Origin of the sequence: Brevundimonas sp., from assembly GCF_035626975.1 — a bacterium.
In the GTDB taxonomy this organism is placed as follows: Bacteria; Pseudomonadota; Alphaproteobacteria; order Caulobacterales; family Caulobacteraceae; genus Brevundimonas.
Genome location: NZ_DASPMQ010000005.1, coordinates 65,669 through 79,188 on the forward strand (window position 1 = coordinate 65,669; position 13,520 = coordinate 79,188).

Annotated in this window: 17 protein-coding genes; 14 read left to right on the forward strand and 3 right to left on the reverse strand. The window is 69.3% G+C overall.

Annotation, left to right across the window (positions count from 1 at the left end; all coding sequences use genetic code 11):
* The first annotated feature begins 359 nt into the window (after nucleotides 1–359).
* The 5 genes from VEB62_RS01110 (at nucleotide 360) to VEB62_RS01130 (ending at nucleotide 5,363) form a co-directional block, all read left to right on the forward strand.
* On the forward strand, nucleotides 360–983 hold the full coding sequence (locus tag VEB62_RS01110) for an outer membrane protein (RefSeq protein ID WP_324794620.1): 624 nt from the start codon (nucleotides 360–362) through the stop codon (nucleotides 981–983).
* A gap of 251 nt (nucleotides 984–1,234) precedes the next feature.
* Nucleotides 1,235–2,452 (forward strand): DUF418 domain-containing protein, encoded by a 1,218-nt coding sequence (locus tag VEB62_RS01115; protein ID WP_324794621.1) that lies wholly within the window; start codon nucleotides 1,235–1,237, stop codon nucleotides 2,450–2,452.
* A 68-nt stretch (nucleotides 2,453–2,520) separates the two neighbouring features.
* Nucleotides 2,521–3,861: a flagellar protein export ATPase FliI gene (gene fliI / locus VEB62_RS01120; protein ID WP_324794622.1), complete on the forward strand. Its 1,341-nt coding sequence runs from the start codon at nucleotides 2,521–2,523 to the stop codon at nucleotides 3,859–3,861.
* A 13-nt stretch (nucleotides 3,862–3,874) separates the two neighbouring features.
* Nucleotides 3,875–4,285: a flagellar export protein FliJ gene (locus VEB62_RS01125; protein WP_324794623.1), complete on the forward strand. Its 411-nt coding sequence runs from the start codon at nucleotides 3,875–3,877 to the stop codon at nucleotides 4,283–4,285.
* Nucleotides 4,275–5,363 (forward strand): endo-1,4-beta-xylanase, encoded by a 1,089-nt coding sequence (locus VEB62_RS01130; protein ID WP_324794624.1) that lies wholly within the window; start codon nucleotides 4,275–4,277, stop codon nucleotides 5,361–5,363. Before VEB62_RS01125 ends, VEB62_RS01130 begins: the two co-directional genes overlap by 11 nt.
* Here VEB62_RS01130 and VEB62_RS01135 read toward each other — a convergent pair.
* Nucleotides 5,360–6,121, reverse strand: a complete 762-nt coding sequence (locus VEB62_RS01135) for a competence/damage-inducible protein A (protein ID WP_324794626.1) — start codon at nucleotides 6,119–6,121, stop codon at nucleotides 5,360–5,362. The genes VEB62_RS01130 and VEB62_RS01135 overlap by 4 nt on opposite strands.
* A 26-nt stretch (nucleotides 6,122–6,147) precedes the next feature.
* On the opposite strand from VEB62_RS01135, the gene sfsA reads away from it, so the two are divergent.
* The 9 genes from sfsA (at nucleotide 6,148) to VEB62_RS01180 (ending at nucleotide 12,211) form a co-directional block, all read left to right on the forward strand.
* On the forward strand, nucleotides 6,148–6,870 hold the full coding sequence (gene sfsA, locus VEB62_RS01140; protein WP_324794628.1) for a DNA/RNA nuclease SfsA: 723 nt from the start codon (nucleotides 6,148–6,150) through the stop codon (nucleotides 6,868–6,870).
* Between the two features lie 23 nt (nucleotides 6,871–6,893).
* Nucleotides 6,894–7,715, forward strand: a complete 822-nt coding sequence (map, locus tag VEB62_RS01145; RefSeq protein WP_324794630.1) for a type I methionyl aminopeptidase — start codon at nucleotides 6,894–6,896, stop codon at nucleotides 7,713–7,715.
* Between the two features lie 161 nt (nucleotides 7,716–7,876).
* Nucleotides 7,877–8,581: a RadC family protein gene (radC, locus tag VEB62_RS01150; protein WP_324794761.1), complete on the forward strand. Its 705-nt coding sequence runs from the start codon at nucleotides 7,877–7,879 to the stop codon at nucleotides 8,579–8,581.
* Nucleotides 8,578–9,576 (forward strand): glycosylasparaginase, encoded by a 999-nt coding sequence (locus tag VEB62_RS01155; RefSeq protein ID WP_324794632.1) that lies wholly within the window; start codon nucleotides 8,578–8,580, stop codon nucleotides 9,574–9,576. The genes radC and VEB62_RS01155 overlap by 4 nt, the downstream gene beginning before the upstream one ends.
* Nucleotides 9,573–10,088 carry a GNAT family N-acetyltransferase gene (locus VEB62_RS01160; RefSeq protein WP_324794634.1) on the forward strand — a complete coding sequence of 172 codons (516 nt, stop codon included), beginning with the start codon at nucleotides 9,573–9,575 and terminating at the stop codon, nucleotides 10,086–10,088. The genes VEB62_RS01155 and VEB62_RS01160 overlap by 4 nt, the downstream gene beginning before the upstream one ends.
* Before the next feature lie 76 nt (nucleotides 10,089–10,164).
* Nucleotides 10,165–10,419: a BolA/IbaG family iron-sulfur metabolism protein gene (locus VEB62_RS01165; RefSeq protein WP_324794636.1), complete on the forward strand. Its 255-nt coding sequence runs from the start codon at nucleotides 10,165–10,167 to the stop codon at nucleotides 10,417–10,419.
* A 3-nt stretch (nucleotides 10,420–10,422) separates the two neighbouring features.
* Nucleotides 10,423–11,340: an aldo/keto reductase gene (locus tag VEB62_RS01170; protein ID WP_324794638.1), complete on the forward strand. Its 918-nt coding sequence runs from the start codon at nucleotides 10,423–10,425 to the stop codon at nucleotides 11,338–11,340.
* Between the two features lie 86 nt (nucleotides 11,341–11,426).
* On the forward strand, nucleotides 11,427–11,783 hold the full coding sequence (gene grxD / locus VEB62_RS01175; protein ID WP_324794640.1) for a Grx4 family monothiol glutaredoxin: 357 nt from the start codon (nucleotides 11,427–11,429) through the stop codon (nucleotides 11,781–11,783).
* The gene (locus tag VEB62_RS01180) at nucleotides 11,783–12,211 is read left to right on the forward strand and encodes an acyl-CoA thioesterase (protein ID WP_324794641.1); all 429 of its coding nucleotides are present in this window, start codon (nucleotides 11,783–11,785) and stop codon (nucleotides 12,209–12,211) included. Before grxD ends, VEB62_RS01180 begins: the two co-directional genes overlap by 1 nt.
* A gap of 4 nt (nucleotides 12,212–12,215) precedes the next feature.
* Here the strand turns inward: VEB62_RS01180 and VEB62_RS01185 are convergent, their stop codons facing one another.
* Together VEB62_RS01185 and VEB62_RS01190 are read right to left on the reverse strand one after the other, a co-directional pair.
* Nucleotides 12,216–12,797 (reverse strand): TonB family protein, encoded by a 582-nt coding sequence (locus tag VEB62_RS01185; protein WP_324794642.1) that lies wholly within the window; start codon nucleotides 12,795–12,797, stop codon nucleotides 12,216–12,218.
* 138 nt (nucleotides 12,798–12,935) lie between these two features.
* Nucleotides 12,936–13,322, reverse strand: coding sequence for a hypothetical protein (locus VEB62_RS01190; protein WP_324794643.1), 387 nt, complete (start codon nucleotides 13,320–13,322; stop codon nucleotides 12,936–12,938).
* Nucleotides 13,323–13,520 lie beyond the last annotated feature (198 nt).

The following is a 13,520-nucleotide window of genomic DNA, read 5'->3' on the forward strand; positions in this document are numbered from 1 at the left end:
AGCCGCGGGCCCCGTCCTGATGGTCTCAACGACCGGCGTTCCGATTTTCATCCGCGGCCGGACCGATGAGGGTGGGGCGTCCGGGGCGGACGCGCGCCGGACGTCTGATCGCCGCCCCTCCTTGGCGGTTGGTCGATCAACGCTATCCGGCGGCGAGACTAATCCATGGGCCCGGAGGTTGGTTCCCGCCTCCTCGCGCCGTGAGACACGCGTCGAGGCGCCGCACCGGAATCCCAGCGTTACTGTGGCGCGAACAAAACAGTGCCGCAGCAAAACGCTGCCGTGCATCTCGCGCTTCGCCACAACTTGGAGCAAGTTGCAGCCCCGCTCATCGGGGGCGGCATTTTGAGAAACAGATCATGAAACAATTCATTGCGTTGGCTGCCGTAGCCGCCGCTGCGCTTGCGACGCCCGCCATGGCCCAGGACAACTCGGGCCGCTATGTCCAGGTCAATTTGGGCGGAGCGGTCGCCGGCTCCGTGGATCTCGACGTCGTCTCGCCGCCCGACACGTTCTCCGGTGACGCCGATCTTGAGTCCGGCCTGTTCGCGAGCATCGCCGCTGGCACCCGCGGCGACAGCGCCTTCTCGGTCGAAGGCGAAGTGCTGTACGTCCAGAGCGACATCGATACGGCCGAGGCGGACGCCATTTTCGGTCCCCTGGATGCGAGCGTGTCGACCGTCGGCGTTCTCGCCAACGTCATGTACAACTTCTCGACGGGCGGCCCGGTCGCGCCGTATGTCGGCGCAGGTGTGGGCTGGGGCATGGTCGATTACGAAGTCGCCGGCGAGTCGGAAGACGACTCCAGCCTCATCTGGCAGGCGAAGGCCGGCGTGACGATCCCGATGTCGGAAACCATGACCTGGGACATCGGTTACCGCTACATCGACATGCCGACGTTCGAGATTTCCGACGGCACGGACTCCATCCGGGCGGAAGGCAGCGCCCATGTCGTTTCGATCGGCGCCCGCTTCGTATTCTAGGTCTTTCGGGACGCGTTCCGAAGGAAGGGCCCCGGCTTCACGCCGGGGCCTTTCTCATTCGGCCTTGACCGGCTCCGGTCGTTTCACGCCTGATTGACCATGACCGCGCAAACGCCAGGCTCCGGTCTGAGGTCTTTCGCTTGCGCAATCTCGCGGCCGCCGTCGAAGCGACAGCCGGTCTGACGGCTGGACTCCGGCGCCGGGTCGGTTACGCCTGTGCATTCACGTCGAGGGGATGGGGGGACTACCACGTGACAGACGCCACACTGCCGACCGCGCAGGCCGACCGTATCGGGGAGATCGACATCATCCGCGGCTTCGCGCTGTTCGGAGTGTTGTGGATGAACGTCTTCGGCATGGGCGACTTCCTCGTGCCCGCGGACAACATCCACGGCCTGACGCAGATGGAGACGCTGGAAAAGGTGGTGGGCTTCCTGTCCGCCCTGCTGATGGGCGGCAAGGCGCAGGCGCTGTTCTCGCTGCTGTTCGGCTTCGGCTTCGCCATCATGATGGACCGCATCGGCCGGCGGGGCGGCGACGGGCGGACGATCTATCTGCGACGGGTCCTCGTGCTGCTGGCGGTGGGCGTGGCGCACACCAGCCTGCTGTGGGCCGGCGACATCCTGAACGCCTATGCCGCCATGGCCCTGCTGCTGCTGTTGACGCGGCGCTGGTCGAGCGGATGGCTGCTGGGAGCGGGCCTGGTCCTGGCCACCCTCCTGCCCGCCGCGGTGATGATCTTTTACCAGCTGACCACGCCCGAGGGACAACCGCCCGCCTTCGTCGCGCTCTTTGAGGCGGGGGCGGCGGCGCGCTGGCCGATCGTCATGAGCCACGACTATCCGGCCTTCGTGGTCGCCATGTTCAGGACGCTGTTCGTCGAATTCTACACCCAGCCGATCGCGCTCAGCTATTTCGGATGGATTCTCGGCCGGTTCATGATCGGCAGCTGGATCTATCGGCAGGGCTGGCTTCAGCAGCCCGAACGATATCTGACCGGCTTCGCCATCGTGGCCGCGACCTTCATCCCTCTCGGCCTGCTGACCAGCCTGCGCCGATCGATGATGGCCGGCATGGAGCTGGAGCCGATGCCGTGGGCCCAGGCGCTGTTCAGAGGGGTCGCGCCGGTCGCGGAGCTCGTCCAGGCCCTCGGCTACGGAGCCCTGATCGTCGTCCTGTGCCAGCTGCCGGCGGTGCGCCGGTTCCTGTCCGGGCTCGGCTCGGTGGGACAGATGGCCCTGACCAACTACCTGACCCAGAGCGTCTTCTTCTTCGTCTTCCTGTACGGCTTCGGCTTCGGCCTGTTGCCCTGGATGGGACCGACGCTGAGCCTCGCCTTCACCCTTGCGGTGTTCGGGCTGCAGATTGTGTTCAGCCGCTGGTGGCTGGCGCGTTACGCCTATGGCCCCGCCGAATGGCTGTGGCGCTGGGCGACCTATGGCGTGAAACCGGCGCTGAAGCGGGCATAGTCGTCCTCTCTTCACCGGTCGTTAACCACGATCCCGCATCCGTGGAAGCCTGATCAGGGGCTTTCCGCTTGCGCAATCTCGCCGCCGCCGTCGAAGCGATCGATCCGCTGGTCGTGACCGGCAAGGTCGCGGGCGTGAACGGCCTGCTGATCGAGTCAAAGGGCGGCCTGTCCCGCCTCGCCGTCGGCGCCCGGGCCGAGATCGAGCGCCGCCATCTGTCGCCCCTTCCCGCCGAGGTGGTCGGCTTCCGCGACGCCAAGGCCCTGCTGATGCCGTTCGGCCCGGTCGAGGGCGTGGCCCCCGGCGCCGACATCCGCATCGTCTCCGCCGCCGCCAGCGTGCGCCCGACCACCGCCTGGCTCGGCCGGATCATCGACGCCTTCGGGCAGCCCATCGACGGCAAGGGGCCGCTGCCGACCGGCCCCGCCGCCTATCCGCTCCGCGCGCCGCCGCCCCCCGCCCACTCGCGCGGCCGGGTCGGCGAGCGGCTCGATCTCGGCGTCCGCGCCATGGACGTCTTCACCACCACCTGCCGCGGCCAGCGCCTCGGCATCTTCGCCGGTTCGGGCGTCGGCAAGTCGGTGCTGTTGTCGATGCTGGCCCGACAGGCGACCTGCGACGTCGTCGTGGTCGGCCTGATCGGCGAACGGGGCCGGGAGGTCCGCGAATTCATCGAGGAGACCCTGGGCGAGGAAGGCCTGCGCCGCGCCATCGTCGTCGTCGCCACCTCCGACGAACCGGCCCTGAAGCGCCGGCAGGCCGCCTACATGACCATGGCCGTCGCCGAGTTCCTGCGCGACCAGGACCTCGAGGTCCTGTGCCTGATGGACTCGGTCACCCGCTTCGCCATGGCCCAGCGCGAGATCGGCCTGGCCGCGGGCGAGCCGCCGACCACCAAGGGCTACACCCCCACTGTCTTCACCGAATTGCCCAAGCTGCTGGAGCGCGCCGGCCCCGGCCCGGTCCGGCCCGACGGCACCACCGCCGGACCGATCACCGCCCTGTTCACCGTGCTGGTCGACGGCGGCGACCATGACGAGCCCATCGCCGACGCCGTCCGGGGCATCCTCGACGGCCACATCGTCATGGACCGCAAGATCGCCGAGCGCGGCCGCTTCCCGGCCATCGACGTGCTCAAGTCGGTGAGCCGCACCCTGCCCGGCTGCCAGACCCCGCCCGAACGCGAGCTGAACCGCCGCGCCCGTCAGTGCCTGTCGGCCTACGCCAACATGGAAGAACTGATCCGCATCGGCGCCTATCGCACCGGCGCCGATCCGATCGTCGACCGCGCCATCGCCCTGAATCCCGCGCTCGAGGCCTTCCTCGGGCAGGATCACCATGACGTGACGCGGCTGGCCGATTCCTTTGACCGTCTGGAAACCATTCTGAACCAGGGAATGGTTCAGTGACCGGAGACGCAGCATGACCGCCTGGGCCCAATCCCTGATCCGCATCTCCAACTACGAGGTCGAGACGCTGCAGAAGCGGCTCGCCGAGATCACCGCCCGTCGCGCCTCCGCCGAGATGCGTCTCGCCGTGCTGGAGGCCGAGGCCGAGATCGAGCAGGAGCGCGCCCGCGAGGACGCCGAGGCCGCCATGCTGCTGCAGGCCTATCTGAACGGCTGGAAGCTGCGCAAATCCGCCGCCGAGGCCGATGTGGTCGAGATCAACGCCGAGGAGGCGGGGGCCCGCGACGCCCTGACCGGCGCCTTCGAGGAGCTGAAGAAGTTCGAACATGTTGCGGAGACCACCCGGCTGAACCGGATCATCGCCGCCGGCAAGCGCGAGACCGCGGCCTTCGACGAACTGGGCCTGAGGCGCCGTGCGGGCTGACCCGCCGCGCCTGAACCGCCGCGCCCTCCTCGCCGCGCCGATCGCGCTGGCCGCCTGCGACCGCTTCGCGACCGCCCGGCCCGCCGCCGATCCCCCCGCCCCGCCGCTGAAGGCCGTCGCGCCCTGCCCTTTCGGCGCCACCGCCATGACCTGGCAGCTCGACCAGCCGGACTGGCTCGAACAGGTCCTGCGCCACTGCTCCCAGCTGACGCCCGAGTGGGAGCAGAAGATGGAGCGCACGCTCGGCGCCGGCTTCACCCATGACTTTTCGGCCTCCGACCGCGTCGTCGCCTTCGCCCGCGACAACGGCCTGCGCGTCCACGGCCACACCCTGATCTGGTATTCCCAGGGCGGCGAGGTCTTCAACGACGACGTTCCCCGCGCCCGCTTCGCCGCCGAATACGACCGTTACATCGCGGCCGCCGTCGGCCGCTACAGGGGCCGGATGGCCGGTTGGGACGTGGTCAACGAGCCTGTGGCCGAGGACGGCGACGGCCTGCGCGACTGCCACTGGAGCCGCGCCCTGGGCATGGACGGCTACATGGTCCGCGCCTTTGAACAGGCCCGCGCCGCCGACCCCGACGCCGTCCTGTTCCTCAACGAATACAATCTCGAGAACATCCCGGCGAAGGGCGCGACATTTCTGAAACTGGTCGAGCGCCTGCTCAAGCTCGGCGCCCCGATCGGCGGCATCGGCACCCAGTCGCACCTGAACATCGAGATCCCGGCCGGACAGATCACGGCCTTCATGCGCGACGCGGCCTCGCTCGGCCTGCCGATCCACGTCTCCGAACTGGACTTCCCGATGCAGCGCGACGGCGGCCGCCTGCCCGACCTGCGTCCCACCGCAGAGCGCCGCGCCCAGCAGGTCGCGCGCGTCGGCGAACTGGCCGAGGCCTTCATGGCCCTGCCCGAACGCCAGCGTTACGCCTTCACCACCTGGGGCCTGCGCGACGTCGACAGCTGGCTGGTCCGCGAGGAAGGCAAGAACCGCCCCGACGAGAGTCCGCTCCTGCTGGACGCCGCCGGCCGTCCCAATCCGGCGTACCGGGCCGTGGTCGACGCTTTCACCGGCTAGGCTCGCGCCGGGATTCTCGCCTCGATTCCGGCGAGCTCCAGCGCCTTCAGCAAGGCCTGCGCGGCCGCCTCAACGGCCCCTCCGTCCCGCCCGCGCACGACCAGATTGGTCCCGATCTCCCCCACCGCGCCCGCCCCGAATGGATAGCTCCCGAAACTGAGATCGTGGTGCGCCCTCGCCGCCGCCGTCAGCATATCCGCCACGTCGCCCTCGCCCACGCCGGTCACCCGCACCGTCCGCGAGTGCACCACAGCCCCGGTCCGCAACCGCGGCGCCACGTCCTCCAGCATCGCCGACATGATCCTGGGCACCCCGGCCATCACGAAGACGTTGCCGATCTGGAAGCCCGGCGCATCGGTCACCGGATTGGCGATCAGCGAGCCGCCGTCCGGAATCCGCGCCATCCGGCGACGCGGCGCGTTGAGCTCATCGCCATAGCGCCGCTCCAGGATGGCCAGCGCCCCTGGATGCTCGAGCAGTTCGACCCCGAACGCCGTCGCCACCGCATCCGCCGTGATGTCGTCATGCGTCGGCCCGATGCCGCCGGTGGTGAAGACATGATCGTGCGAGGCCCTCAGCGCGTTCAGGTTCTCGACGATCTGCGCCTTGCGGTCCCCGACCGTCCGCGCCTCCAGCAGGTCGATCCCCAACGCCCCGAGAAACCGGGCGATGGTGTTCAGATTGGTGTCCTGCGTCCGGCCGGACAGGACCTCGTCGCCGATGATCAGGACGGCGGCGGTGGGGGATGCATCGCTCATGACCAGCAGCTAGTAGACCCTCGCCCATGCGCTTCAAGTCGTCGCTCGAACACGGAACCCTGATCCGCCGCTACAAGCGGTTCCTCGCCGACGTGGTGCTGGAGGACGGCCGCGAAACCACCGTCCACGTCCCGAACCCCGGCGCCATGCTCGGCCTGACCGCGCCGGGCCTGCCGGTCTGGCTGTCCCGCTCGCCCGATCCGAAGCGCAAGCTGCCGCTGACCCTGGAGGCCGTGATCCTGCCCGACGCCGGTCCGGTCGGCGTCAACACCCTGAATCCCAACCGCATCGCCGAGGCCGCCATCCCGCGCGGCAGGATCCCGGAACTGACCGGCTACCGCATCCTCCGGCGCGAGGTGCGCTACGACGTCGACAGCCGCATCGACATCCTGCTTGAAGACGACGCCAAGGGCCTCGGGCGCCCGTCCTGCTGGGTCGAGATCAAGAATTGCCACTTCAGCCGCACCCCGCCGCTGGCCGAATTCCCCGACTGCAACACGGTCCGCGGCGTCAAGCACCTGAAGGCGCTGGAGCGGGTGGTCGAGGCCGGCGGCCGCGCCGTCATGCTGTTCATCGTCCAGCGCATGGACTGCGACTCCTTCACCACAGCCGACGACATCGACCGCGCCTACGGCCCCGCCCTGCGCGAGGCCGCATCGCGCGGGGTTGAGGTTCTGTGCTATAGTTGCCACCTGAGTTCCGAAGCGATCCGGCTGGATCGCGCCCTGCCATGGCGGCCCCACCCCTGACCGGGCCCCGCCGAAAGAGACCGATGTACGAGACCCCCGAACTGGACAGCGACGCCTTCGTCCGCACCCACGAAATCCGCGTCCATGACGCCGAAGCCTTCGAGGGCATGCGCAAGGCCGGCCGCCTGGTCGCCGAGGCGCTCGACATGATCACGCCCTTCGTGGTCCCCGGCGTCACCACCGGCGAGATCGACGACCGGGTCCGCGAGTTCACCCTCGACCACGGCGCCCTGCCCGCCTGCCTCGGCTACAAGGGCTATGAGAAGACGGTCTGCACCTCGATCAACCACGTCGTCTGCCACGGCATCCCGGGCGACAAGGTTCTCAGGGACGGCGACATCGTCAACATCGACCACACCGTCATCGTCGACGGCTGGCACGGCGACTCCAGCCGCATGTATCCCGTCGGCCAGATCAACGCCCGGGCGAGGAAGCTGATCGACGTCACCTATGACTCGATCGAGGCCGGTCTCGCGGTCATCAGGCCGGGCGCCACCTTCGGCGACATCGGCTACGCCATCCAGCAGGTGGTCGAGGCCAACCGCATGTCGGTGGTGCGCGACTTCTGCGGCCACGGCATCGGCCGGCTGTTCCACGACAGCCCCAACGTCCTGCACTACGGCCGCCGCGGCGAGGGCGCGACGCTGAAGACCGGCATGTTCTTCACCGTGGAGCCGATGGTGAACCTGGGCAAGCCGCACGTGAAGGTGCTGTCCGACGGCTGGACCGCCGTCACCCGCGACAAGTCCCTGTCGGCCCAGTGCGAACACACCATCGGGGTCACCGAGACCGGCGTCGAAATCTTCAGCGCCAGCCCCGCGGGACTGTTCCGTCCCAAATTCTGACCGGTGAGCGTAGCTCCGACGGCCTGTTCTCGGCCGAACTGGACGTTCCCTTTCTGTTCTGGCATCGTGCGGCGTTCATCCCGGAGGCCGCCGTGTCCGCAGTGCTGCCCTTCCCGACACCGGCTGCGCGTCAGGACGCGCCGTCCGCCGAGGTCCTCGCCATCAGGGGGCCCGGCCTGTCCGGCCATCGCGAACGGCTGAGGAACCGCGCCCGCACGGCCGGCCTGCACCACCTCCCCGACTACGAGCTGCTCGAATTCTTTCTGTTCCGCAGCCAGCCCCAGGGCGACGTCAAGCCGATCGCCAAGGCCCTTCTGGCCCGCTTCGAGTCCCTGGCGGCGGTGCTCGCCGCCTCGGTCGAGGATCTGATGACCGTCAGGACCGAGGATGCGCGAGGCCGGACCCGGGGCATCGGCGTCGAAACCGCCCTGGACCTCGCCGCCCTGCACGAGGTCGCCCGGCGCGTCGCCAGGGAAGAGGCCGGCAAGCGCACCGTCATCTCGTCGTGGACCGCCCTGCTGGCCTACGTCCGCCTGTCGCTCCAGCATGAGCCGCGCGAGCAATTCCGCGTCCTCTACCTCGACAACCGCAACCAGCTGATCCTCGACGAAATCCAGAATCGCGGCACCGTGGACCATGCTCCGGTCTATCCGCGCGAGGTGGTGCGCCGGGCGCTGGAGCTGTCGGCCAAGTCGATGATCATCGTCCACAACCATCCGTCCGGCGACCCGACCCCGTCCCGCCCCGACATCGACATGACCCGCCAGATCATCGAGGCCGCCCGCGCCCTCGACCTCTCCGTGCACGACCACCTGATCGTCGGCCGCGACGGCGTGGCCAGCTTCAAGCAACTGGGCCTGATGTGACCGGGCCCTCGCGCAGGACCTTGCTGGGTGCGGCGCCGGTCGCCGCCCTCGCGGGCGCGGCCGTCGCCCCGGACGCCGCGCCCGCGGTCATGGTCTCGACCTGGGACTTCGGCGCCGCCGCCAACGCCGCTGGCCTGGCGGCGCGGGCGACCGGCGGCTCGGCGCTGGACATGGTCGAGGCCGGCGGGCGCGTGGCCGAAGCCGACGAGAGCAATTCCTCGGTCGGTCTCGGCGGCCTGCCGGATCGCGACGGCCGGGTGACGCTGGACGCCTGCGTCATGACGTGGGCGGGCGACATCGGCGCGGTCTGCGCGCTGGAGGACGTGGTCCACGCCGTCTCGGTGGCCCGTCGGGTGATGGAGCGCACGCCTCACACCATGCTGGTCGGCGAAGGCGCGCGGCGCTTCGCCGTCGAACAGGGCTTCGAGACCCACAACCTGCTGACGCCGCGGGCGGAGGCGGCCTGGCGGGAGTGGCTGAAAACCGCCGACTACGCCCCCCGTATCAACAGCGAGAATGCCGACTGGCGCGCCATGCCCGGCGGCCCGGGAAACCACGACACCATCGGCCTGCTGGCCATCGACGCGGCGGACCGGATGGCCGGGGCCTGCACCACCTCCGGGATGGCCTTCAAGATGCGCGGCCGGGTCGGGGACAGCCCGCTCATCGGCGCCGGCCTCTATGTCGATGACGAGGTCGGCGGCGCCACCGCCACGGGCGTGGGCGAGGACGTCGTCCGCGTCGCCGGCTCGCATGCCGTGGTCGAGGCGATGCGCGCCGGACTGGATCCGGCCGCCGCCTGCCGTCGCGTCATCGAGCGCCTCGCCCGGCTGCGCGGCGCAGCCGTGGCCCGGTCGCAGGTCGCATTGCTGGCGCTCGACAAGCAGGGCCGCGCCGGCGGCTTTGCACTACAGCCCGGCTTCACCTACGCCGTCACGGACGCGAGCGGCCAGACACGGATCGAACGCGCAGGAGCCCTGTTCGAGACCCCATGACCACCCTGATCACTGAACGCCTGACCCTGACACCCGTCGCGCTCTCCGACTACGACGACCTGCGGGTCCTTTGGGGCGACGCTGACTTCATTCGTCACATCTTCCCCGCGCCGCTGACAGGCGAGGACGTGTGGCTGCGCGTGTTGCGCGACATCGGCCACTGGGAGGCGCTGGGCCACGGCAACTGGACCGTCCGCCTCAGGGACGGCGGCGACTACGTGGGCAGCGTCGGCGTGCTGGACTACCACCGAACCCTCGAACCGGCGTTCGACGCGCCGGAGCTCGGCTGGGGCGTCCATCCCCGCTTCCAGGGTCAGGGCCTGGCCTTCGAGGCCCTGTCGGCCGCCCTCGCCTGGTGCGACGACACGCTGAACGCCGCGCGCACGGTCTGCATGATCTCGCCGGAGAACGAGCCCTCGATCGCCCTGGCCCGCCGCGCCGGCTTCGCCCCGTACGTCGAGACGACCTACAAGGGCGAACCCGTGATCCTGTTCGAGCGCACCGCCGCCTGAACCGCCTGTCCGTAGCCAGCCATTAAGGTTTACGCGGCATTCTGGCCGGTGAAATCGAGAGAGAATCGCCCGTCCCATGCCCATGCCCGTCGAAGAGCTTCGCGGTCATCTGACCGAGGCCTTTCCCGACGCCGAGATCGTCATCGACGATCTGGCCGGCGACGGCGACCACTATCGCGCCCGCGTCGTCTCGACGGCGTTCGCGGGCCTGCCGCGCGTCCGTCAGCACCAGCTCGTCTACGCGGCGCTGAAGGGCAAGATGGGCGGCGAACTGCACGCGCTGGCGCTCGAAACCTCGGCGCCGGCCAACGCCTCCCCGGCAGGAGACTGAACCATGCGCTACCGTCCCTTTGGACAGGCGGGTCAGGCGGTCTCGGCGCTCACGCTGAGCCTGGGCCCGCGTGACGTCGCCCAAGGCCCCGAAGCCAGCCGCGAACTGATCTATTCGGCGCTCGAAGCGGGCATCAACAGCTATCGGCTGGAAACGGCCGATCCCGTGCTGGCGGAAATTCTCGGCCAGGCCCTGAAGCACGTCGACCGCAAGCTGGTCCAGGTCTCCCTGACCCTCGGGGCCGGCGATGGCCGCCGCGGATCCGATCGCGATTTCTCGGCCGAGGGCATCACGTCGGCCATCGATCGCGCGCTGGGCATCTCAGGCCTCGGCTGGTTCGACCTGGCGATCCTCGACGAACCGGCCGATCATGAGCTGCCGCAGACCACCCTCAGCGCCCTCAAGGCCCTGCGGGCCACCGAACGGGTCCGCCTGCTGGGCATTTCCGGCGAGGGCGAGGTGATGGACACCTATGTCTCGACGGGCGCCTTCGACGTCCTGGTCACGCCCTTCCACGTCAATTCGCCGTGGCAGATCCGGTCGCGCCTGCGCGCCGCCCAGGAATCGGACATGGCCATCTTCGGCTACGACTACTTCCCGGAAAGCCTGGACACCGCGAAGAAGGCCGCCGCCGTGCATCAGCCGAAGAAGGGCCTGTTCGGCTTCGGCGGTTCGAAATCGAAGGCCAATCCGCTGGCCCATGCCGGCACCTTCGCCTTCCTGCACCGCACCAACAACTGGCCCGCCGAGGCCATCTGCCTGGCCTACGCCCTGACCGACCCCTCGGTGTCCAGCGTGCTGATCCGCGCCAGCGACATCGAGCGGATCAATATGCTGGCCATGGTGCCGGACCGGGACATGCCGCCGGGCCTCGCCGCCCAGATCGAGATGGCCCGGGTCGCGGGCGCCAAGGCCGCCTGAGCCTCAGAGGGCTGAGACCTTCCGGCGCCTTGACCCGGCCCCTTTGGGTCCCTAGCTGACGGCCATCACCGAAAGGCCCTGTTCCAGTGACCGATCAAGCCATCGCCAATCCCGTCCAGACCTTCATCGCCGAGACGGTGAAACAGCATGACGTCGTGCTGTTCATGAAGGGCACGCCGGACGCGCCGCGTTGCGGCTTCTCCTCGCTGGCGGTGCAGATTCTCGATCATGTGGGCGCGCCGTTCGTCGGCGTCGACGTGCTGCAGGACGACGCCCTGCGCGACGGCATCAAGGTCTTCAGCGACTGGCCGACCATTCCCCAGCTTTACGTCAAGGGCGAGTTCGTGGGCGGCTCCGACATCGTGCGCGAGATGTTCAACGCCGGCGAACTGCAGGCCCTGCTCGCCGACAAGGGCGTGCCCCTCGGCGACGCCGACGCCTGATGGCCAGGGCTCAGCTCGAGCCCCGGGACGACCGCGAGATTTTCGTCGTCCCGCTGGAGGTCCGGCCCGGGCACATCGACGACAACGGCCACGTCAACAACGTCGTCTATGTCGGCTGGCTGCAGGACGCGGGCACGGCCCACTGGAACGCCCGCTTCGACGCCGAGACGCGCGCCCGCTGGTCGTGGGTCGCACTGCGCCACGAGATCGACTATTTCCGCCCGCTACTGCCCGACGCCGCCGACGTGAAGGCCCGCACCTGGGTCGGCGATCCCCAGGGCCCGCGCTTCAACCGCTATGTCCGGATCGAGGACGGCGAGGGCCGGCTGTGCGCCCAGGGCGTGTCGGAATGGGTGCTGGTCGACGCAGCCACCATGCGGCCACAGCGCATCCCGCCGGATATGCTGCCGGCGTTCGAAGCCCGCTGACCGGTCAGCCGATCAGGCGGGCCAGCATCTGCAGGTAGGGCCGGTCCGGCTCACGCTCGCACTCGACGATCAGCCGCGGCCATTGCGCCTCCATCTCCCTGACCGGACGGAGCGCCTCAACGCCGGCGGCCCCGCCATTCATCGCCACAAGGGTCATCGCCCCCACCGACGCCCTGTACAGCGTCGTCTCCGTGGGGCTTTTCTCGGGCCACGTGGCCGCGAACCAACGCGATTGCAGCGCGAAGTCGCGGCACTTCATTTCGAGGAAGTTGGACGGGTCGAACTTGACCTCGATCCTGTAGCGCGTCGGAACCGCCTGCGGACGCAGGGTCGCCCCGGTGATCATGCTGATCGCCTCGGCGTCCAGAAGGTCGGACCGCGAGGAAACCGCGATGGCGACCTGCCCCTTGGTCCCGTCCGGTTGGACATCGACTTCCACGACGGCGGTTCCGGTATGCCCGGCGGCCAGACCCGCCTCGCTGTACCCGGACACCGGCCTGACCGGCCTGACCGGCAGCGCGGCCTCCGGCGCCGCCGGGACGGCCGCCTCGACGACGGGCGGCGCGGGCTCCAAGGCGACGGGCAAGGCCGGATCCTGGCCAGTCAGCAGGAGAAGTAGAATTTGAAACACAATGGCCTCCCCCAGGATGGAGCCTGTATCGTCGGAAACGGCACGGGCTTCAATCCTGGTCCGGCAGGACCACGGCCGTCAGTGCAGCGTCGGTCAGCCGCGCGGCAGCTGGTAGGGGTTCTCGACCGAGACCCGGCTCCCCGGCGCCAGCCCCATTTCCTGGAAGGTCCAGCGCATCTCCACGCCCTCGTCGCGGGGCTCGAGGCAGCGGTCTTCCCTGAGGCGGCGCAGGGTGATCACCGAGGCGGCGCCGACGCGGCGCACCACCGGCGTCAGGTCCGATTTCTGGGTGCAGCCGTTCGAACTGACCCAGAACACGGCCTGGTCCTGGACGATGGCGGCGGCGTGGACGGGTTCGATCTGCCCCGGTCCCCCGGCGACGGCCGTCGGCTCCTGGCCGGTGAACCGGTCCATCAGCGCGCAGCCCGGCAGGGCCGCGGCCAGCAACAGCGCGCCGGAGAGCGTGACGATCCGTTTCATTCCCGGCCTCCCGCGCCGAAATCCTGAACCTGTCCAGTGTGCGCCTGTTCGTTCGTCAGGGGAACCCGCCACAGGCGGATACGGAAAGGGCCCCGGATCGCTCCGGGGCCCCAGATTTCGCGCTATCGCTCGCCGCGCGGCAGCTCGCTGCTTGAGCGCGTTTCCGATTCGGCGCTCAAGTCGCGAGTGACCGTGTCA

What these genes read in the sequence shown, in the direction of transcription:
- map (WP_324794630.1), top strand. Translation starts at nt 6,894, where the DNA reads ATGTACGAGACCCCCGAACTGGACAGCGACGCCTTCGTCCGCACCCAC.
- VEB62_RS01160 (WP_324794634.1), top strand. Translation starts at nt 9,573, where the DNA reads ATGACCACCCTGATCACTGAACGCCTGACCCTGACACCCGTCGCGCTC.
- VEB62_RS01180 (WP_324794641.1), top strand. Translation starts at nt 11,783, where the DNA reads ATGGCCAGGGCTCAGCTCGAGCCCCGGGACGACCGCGAGATTTTCGTC.
- VEB62_RS01135 (WP_324794626.1), bottom strand. Translation starts at nt 6,121, where the DNA reads ATGAGCGATGCATCCCCCACCGCCGCCGTCCTGATCATCGGCGACGAG.
- VEB62_RS01190 (WP_324794643.1), bottom strand. Translation starts at nt 13,322, where the DNA reads ATGAAACGGATCGTCACGCTCTCCGGCGCGCTGTTGCTGGCCGCGGCC.
- VEB62_RS01165 (WP_324794636.1), top strand. Translation starts at nt 10,165, where the DNA reads ATGCCCATGCCCGTCGAAGAGCTTCGCGGTCATCTGACCGAGGCCTTT.
- sfsA (WP_324794628.1), top strand. Translation starts at nt 6,148, where the DNA reads ATGCGCTTCAAGTCGTCGCTCGAACACGGAACCCTGATCCGCCGCTAC.
- VEB62_RS01170 (WP_324794638.1), top strand. Translation starts at nt 10,423, where the DNA reads ATGCGCTACCGTCCCTTTGGACAGGCGGGTCAGGCGGTCTCGGCGCTC.
- VEB62_RS01110 (WP_324794620.1), top strand. Translation starts at nt 360, where the DNA reads ATGAAACAATTCATTGCGTTGGCTGCCGTAGCCGCCGCTGCGCTTGCG.
- VEB62_RS01125 (WP_324794623.1), top strand. Translation starts at nt 3,875, where the DNA reads ATGACCGCCTGGGCCCAATCCCTGATCCGCATCTCCAACTACGAGGTC.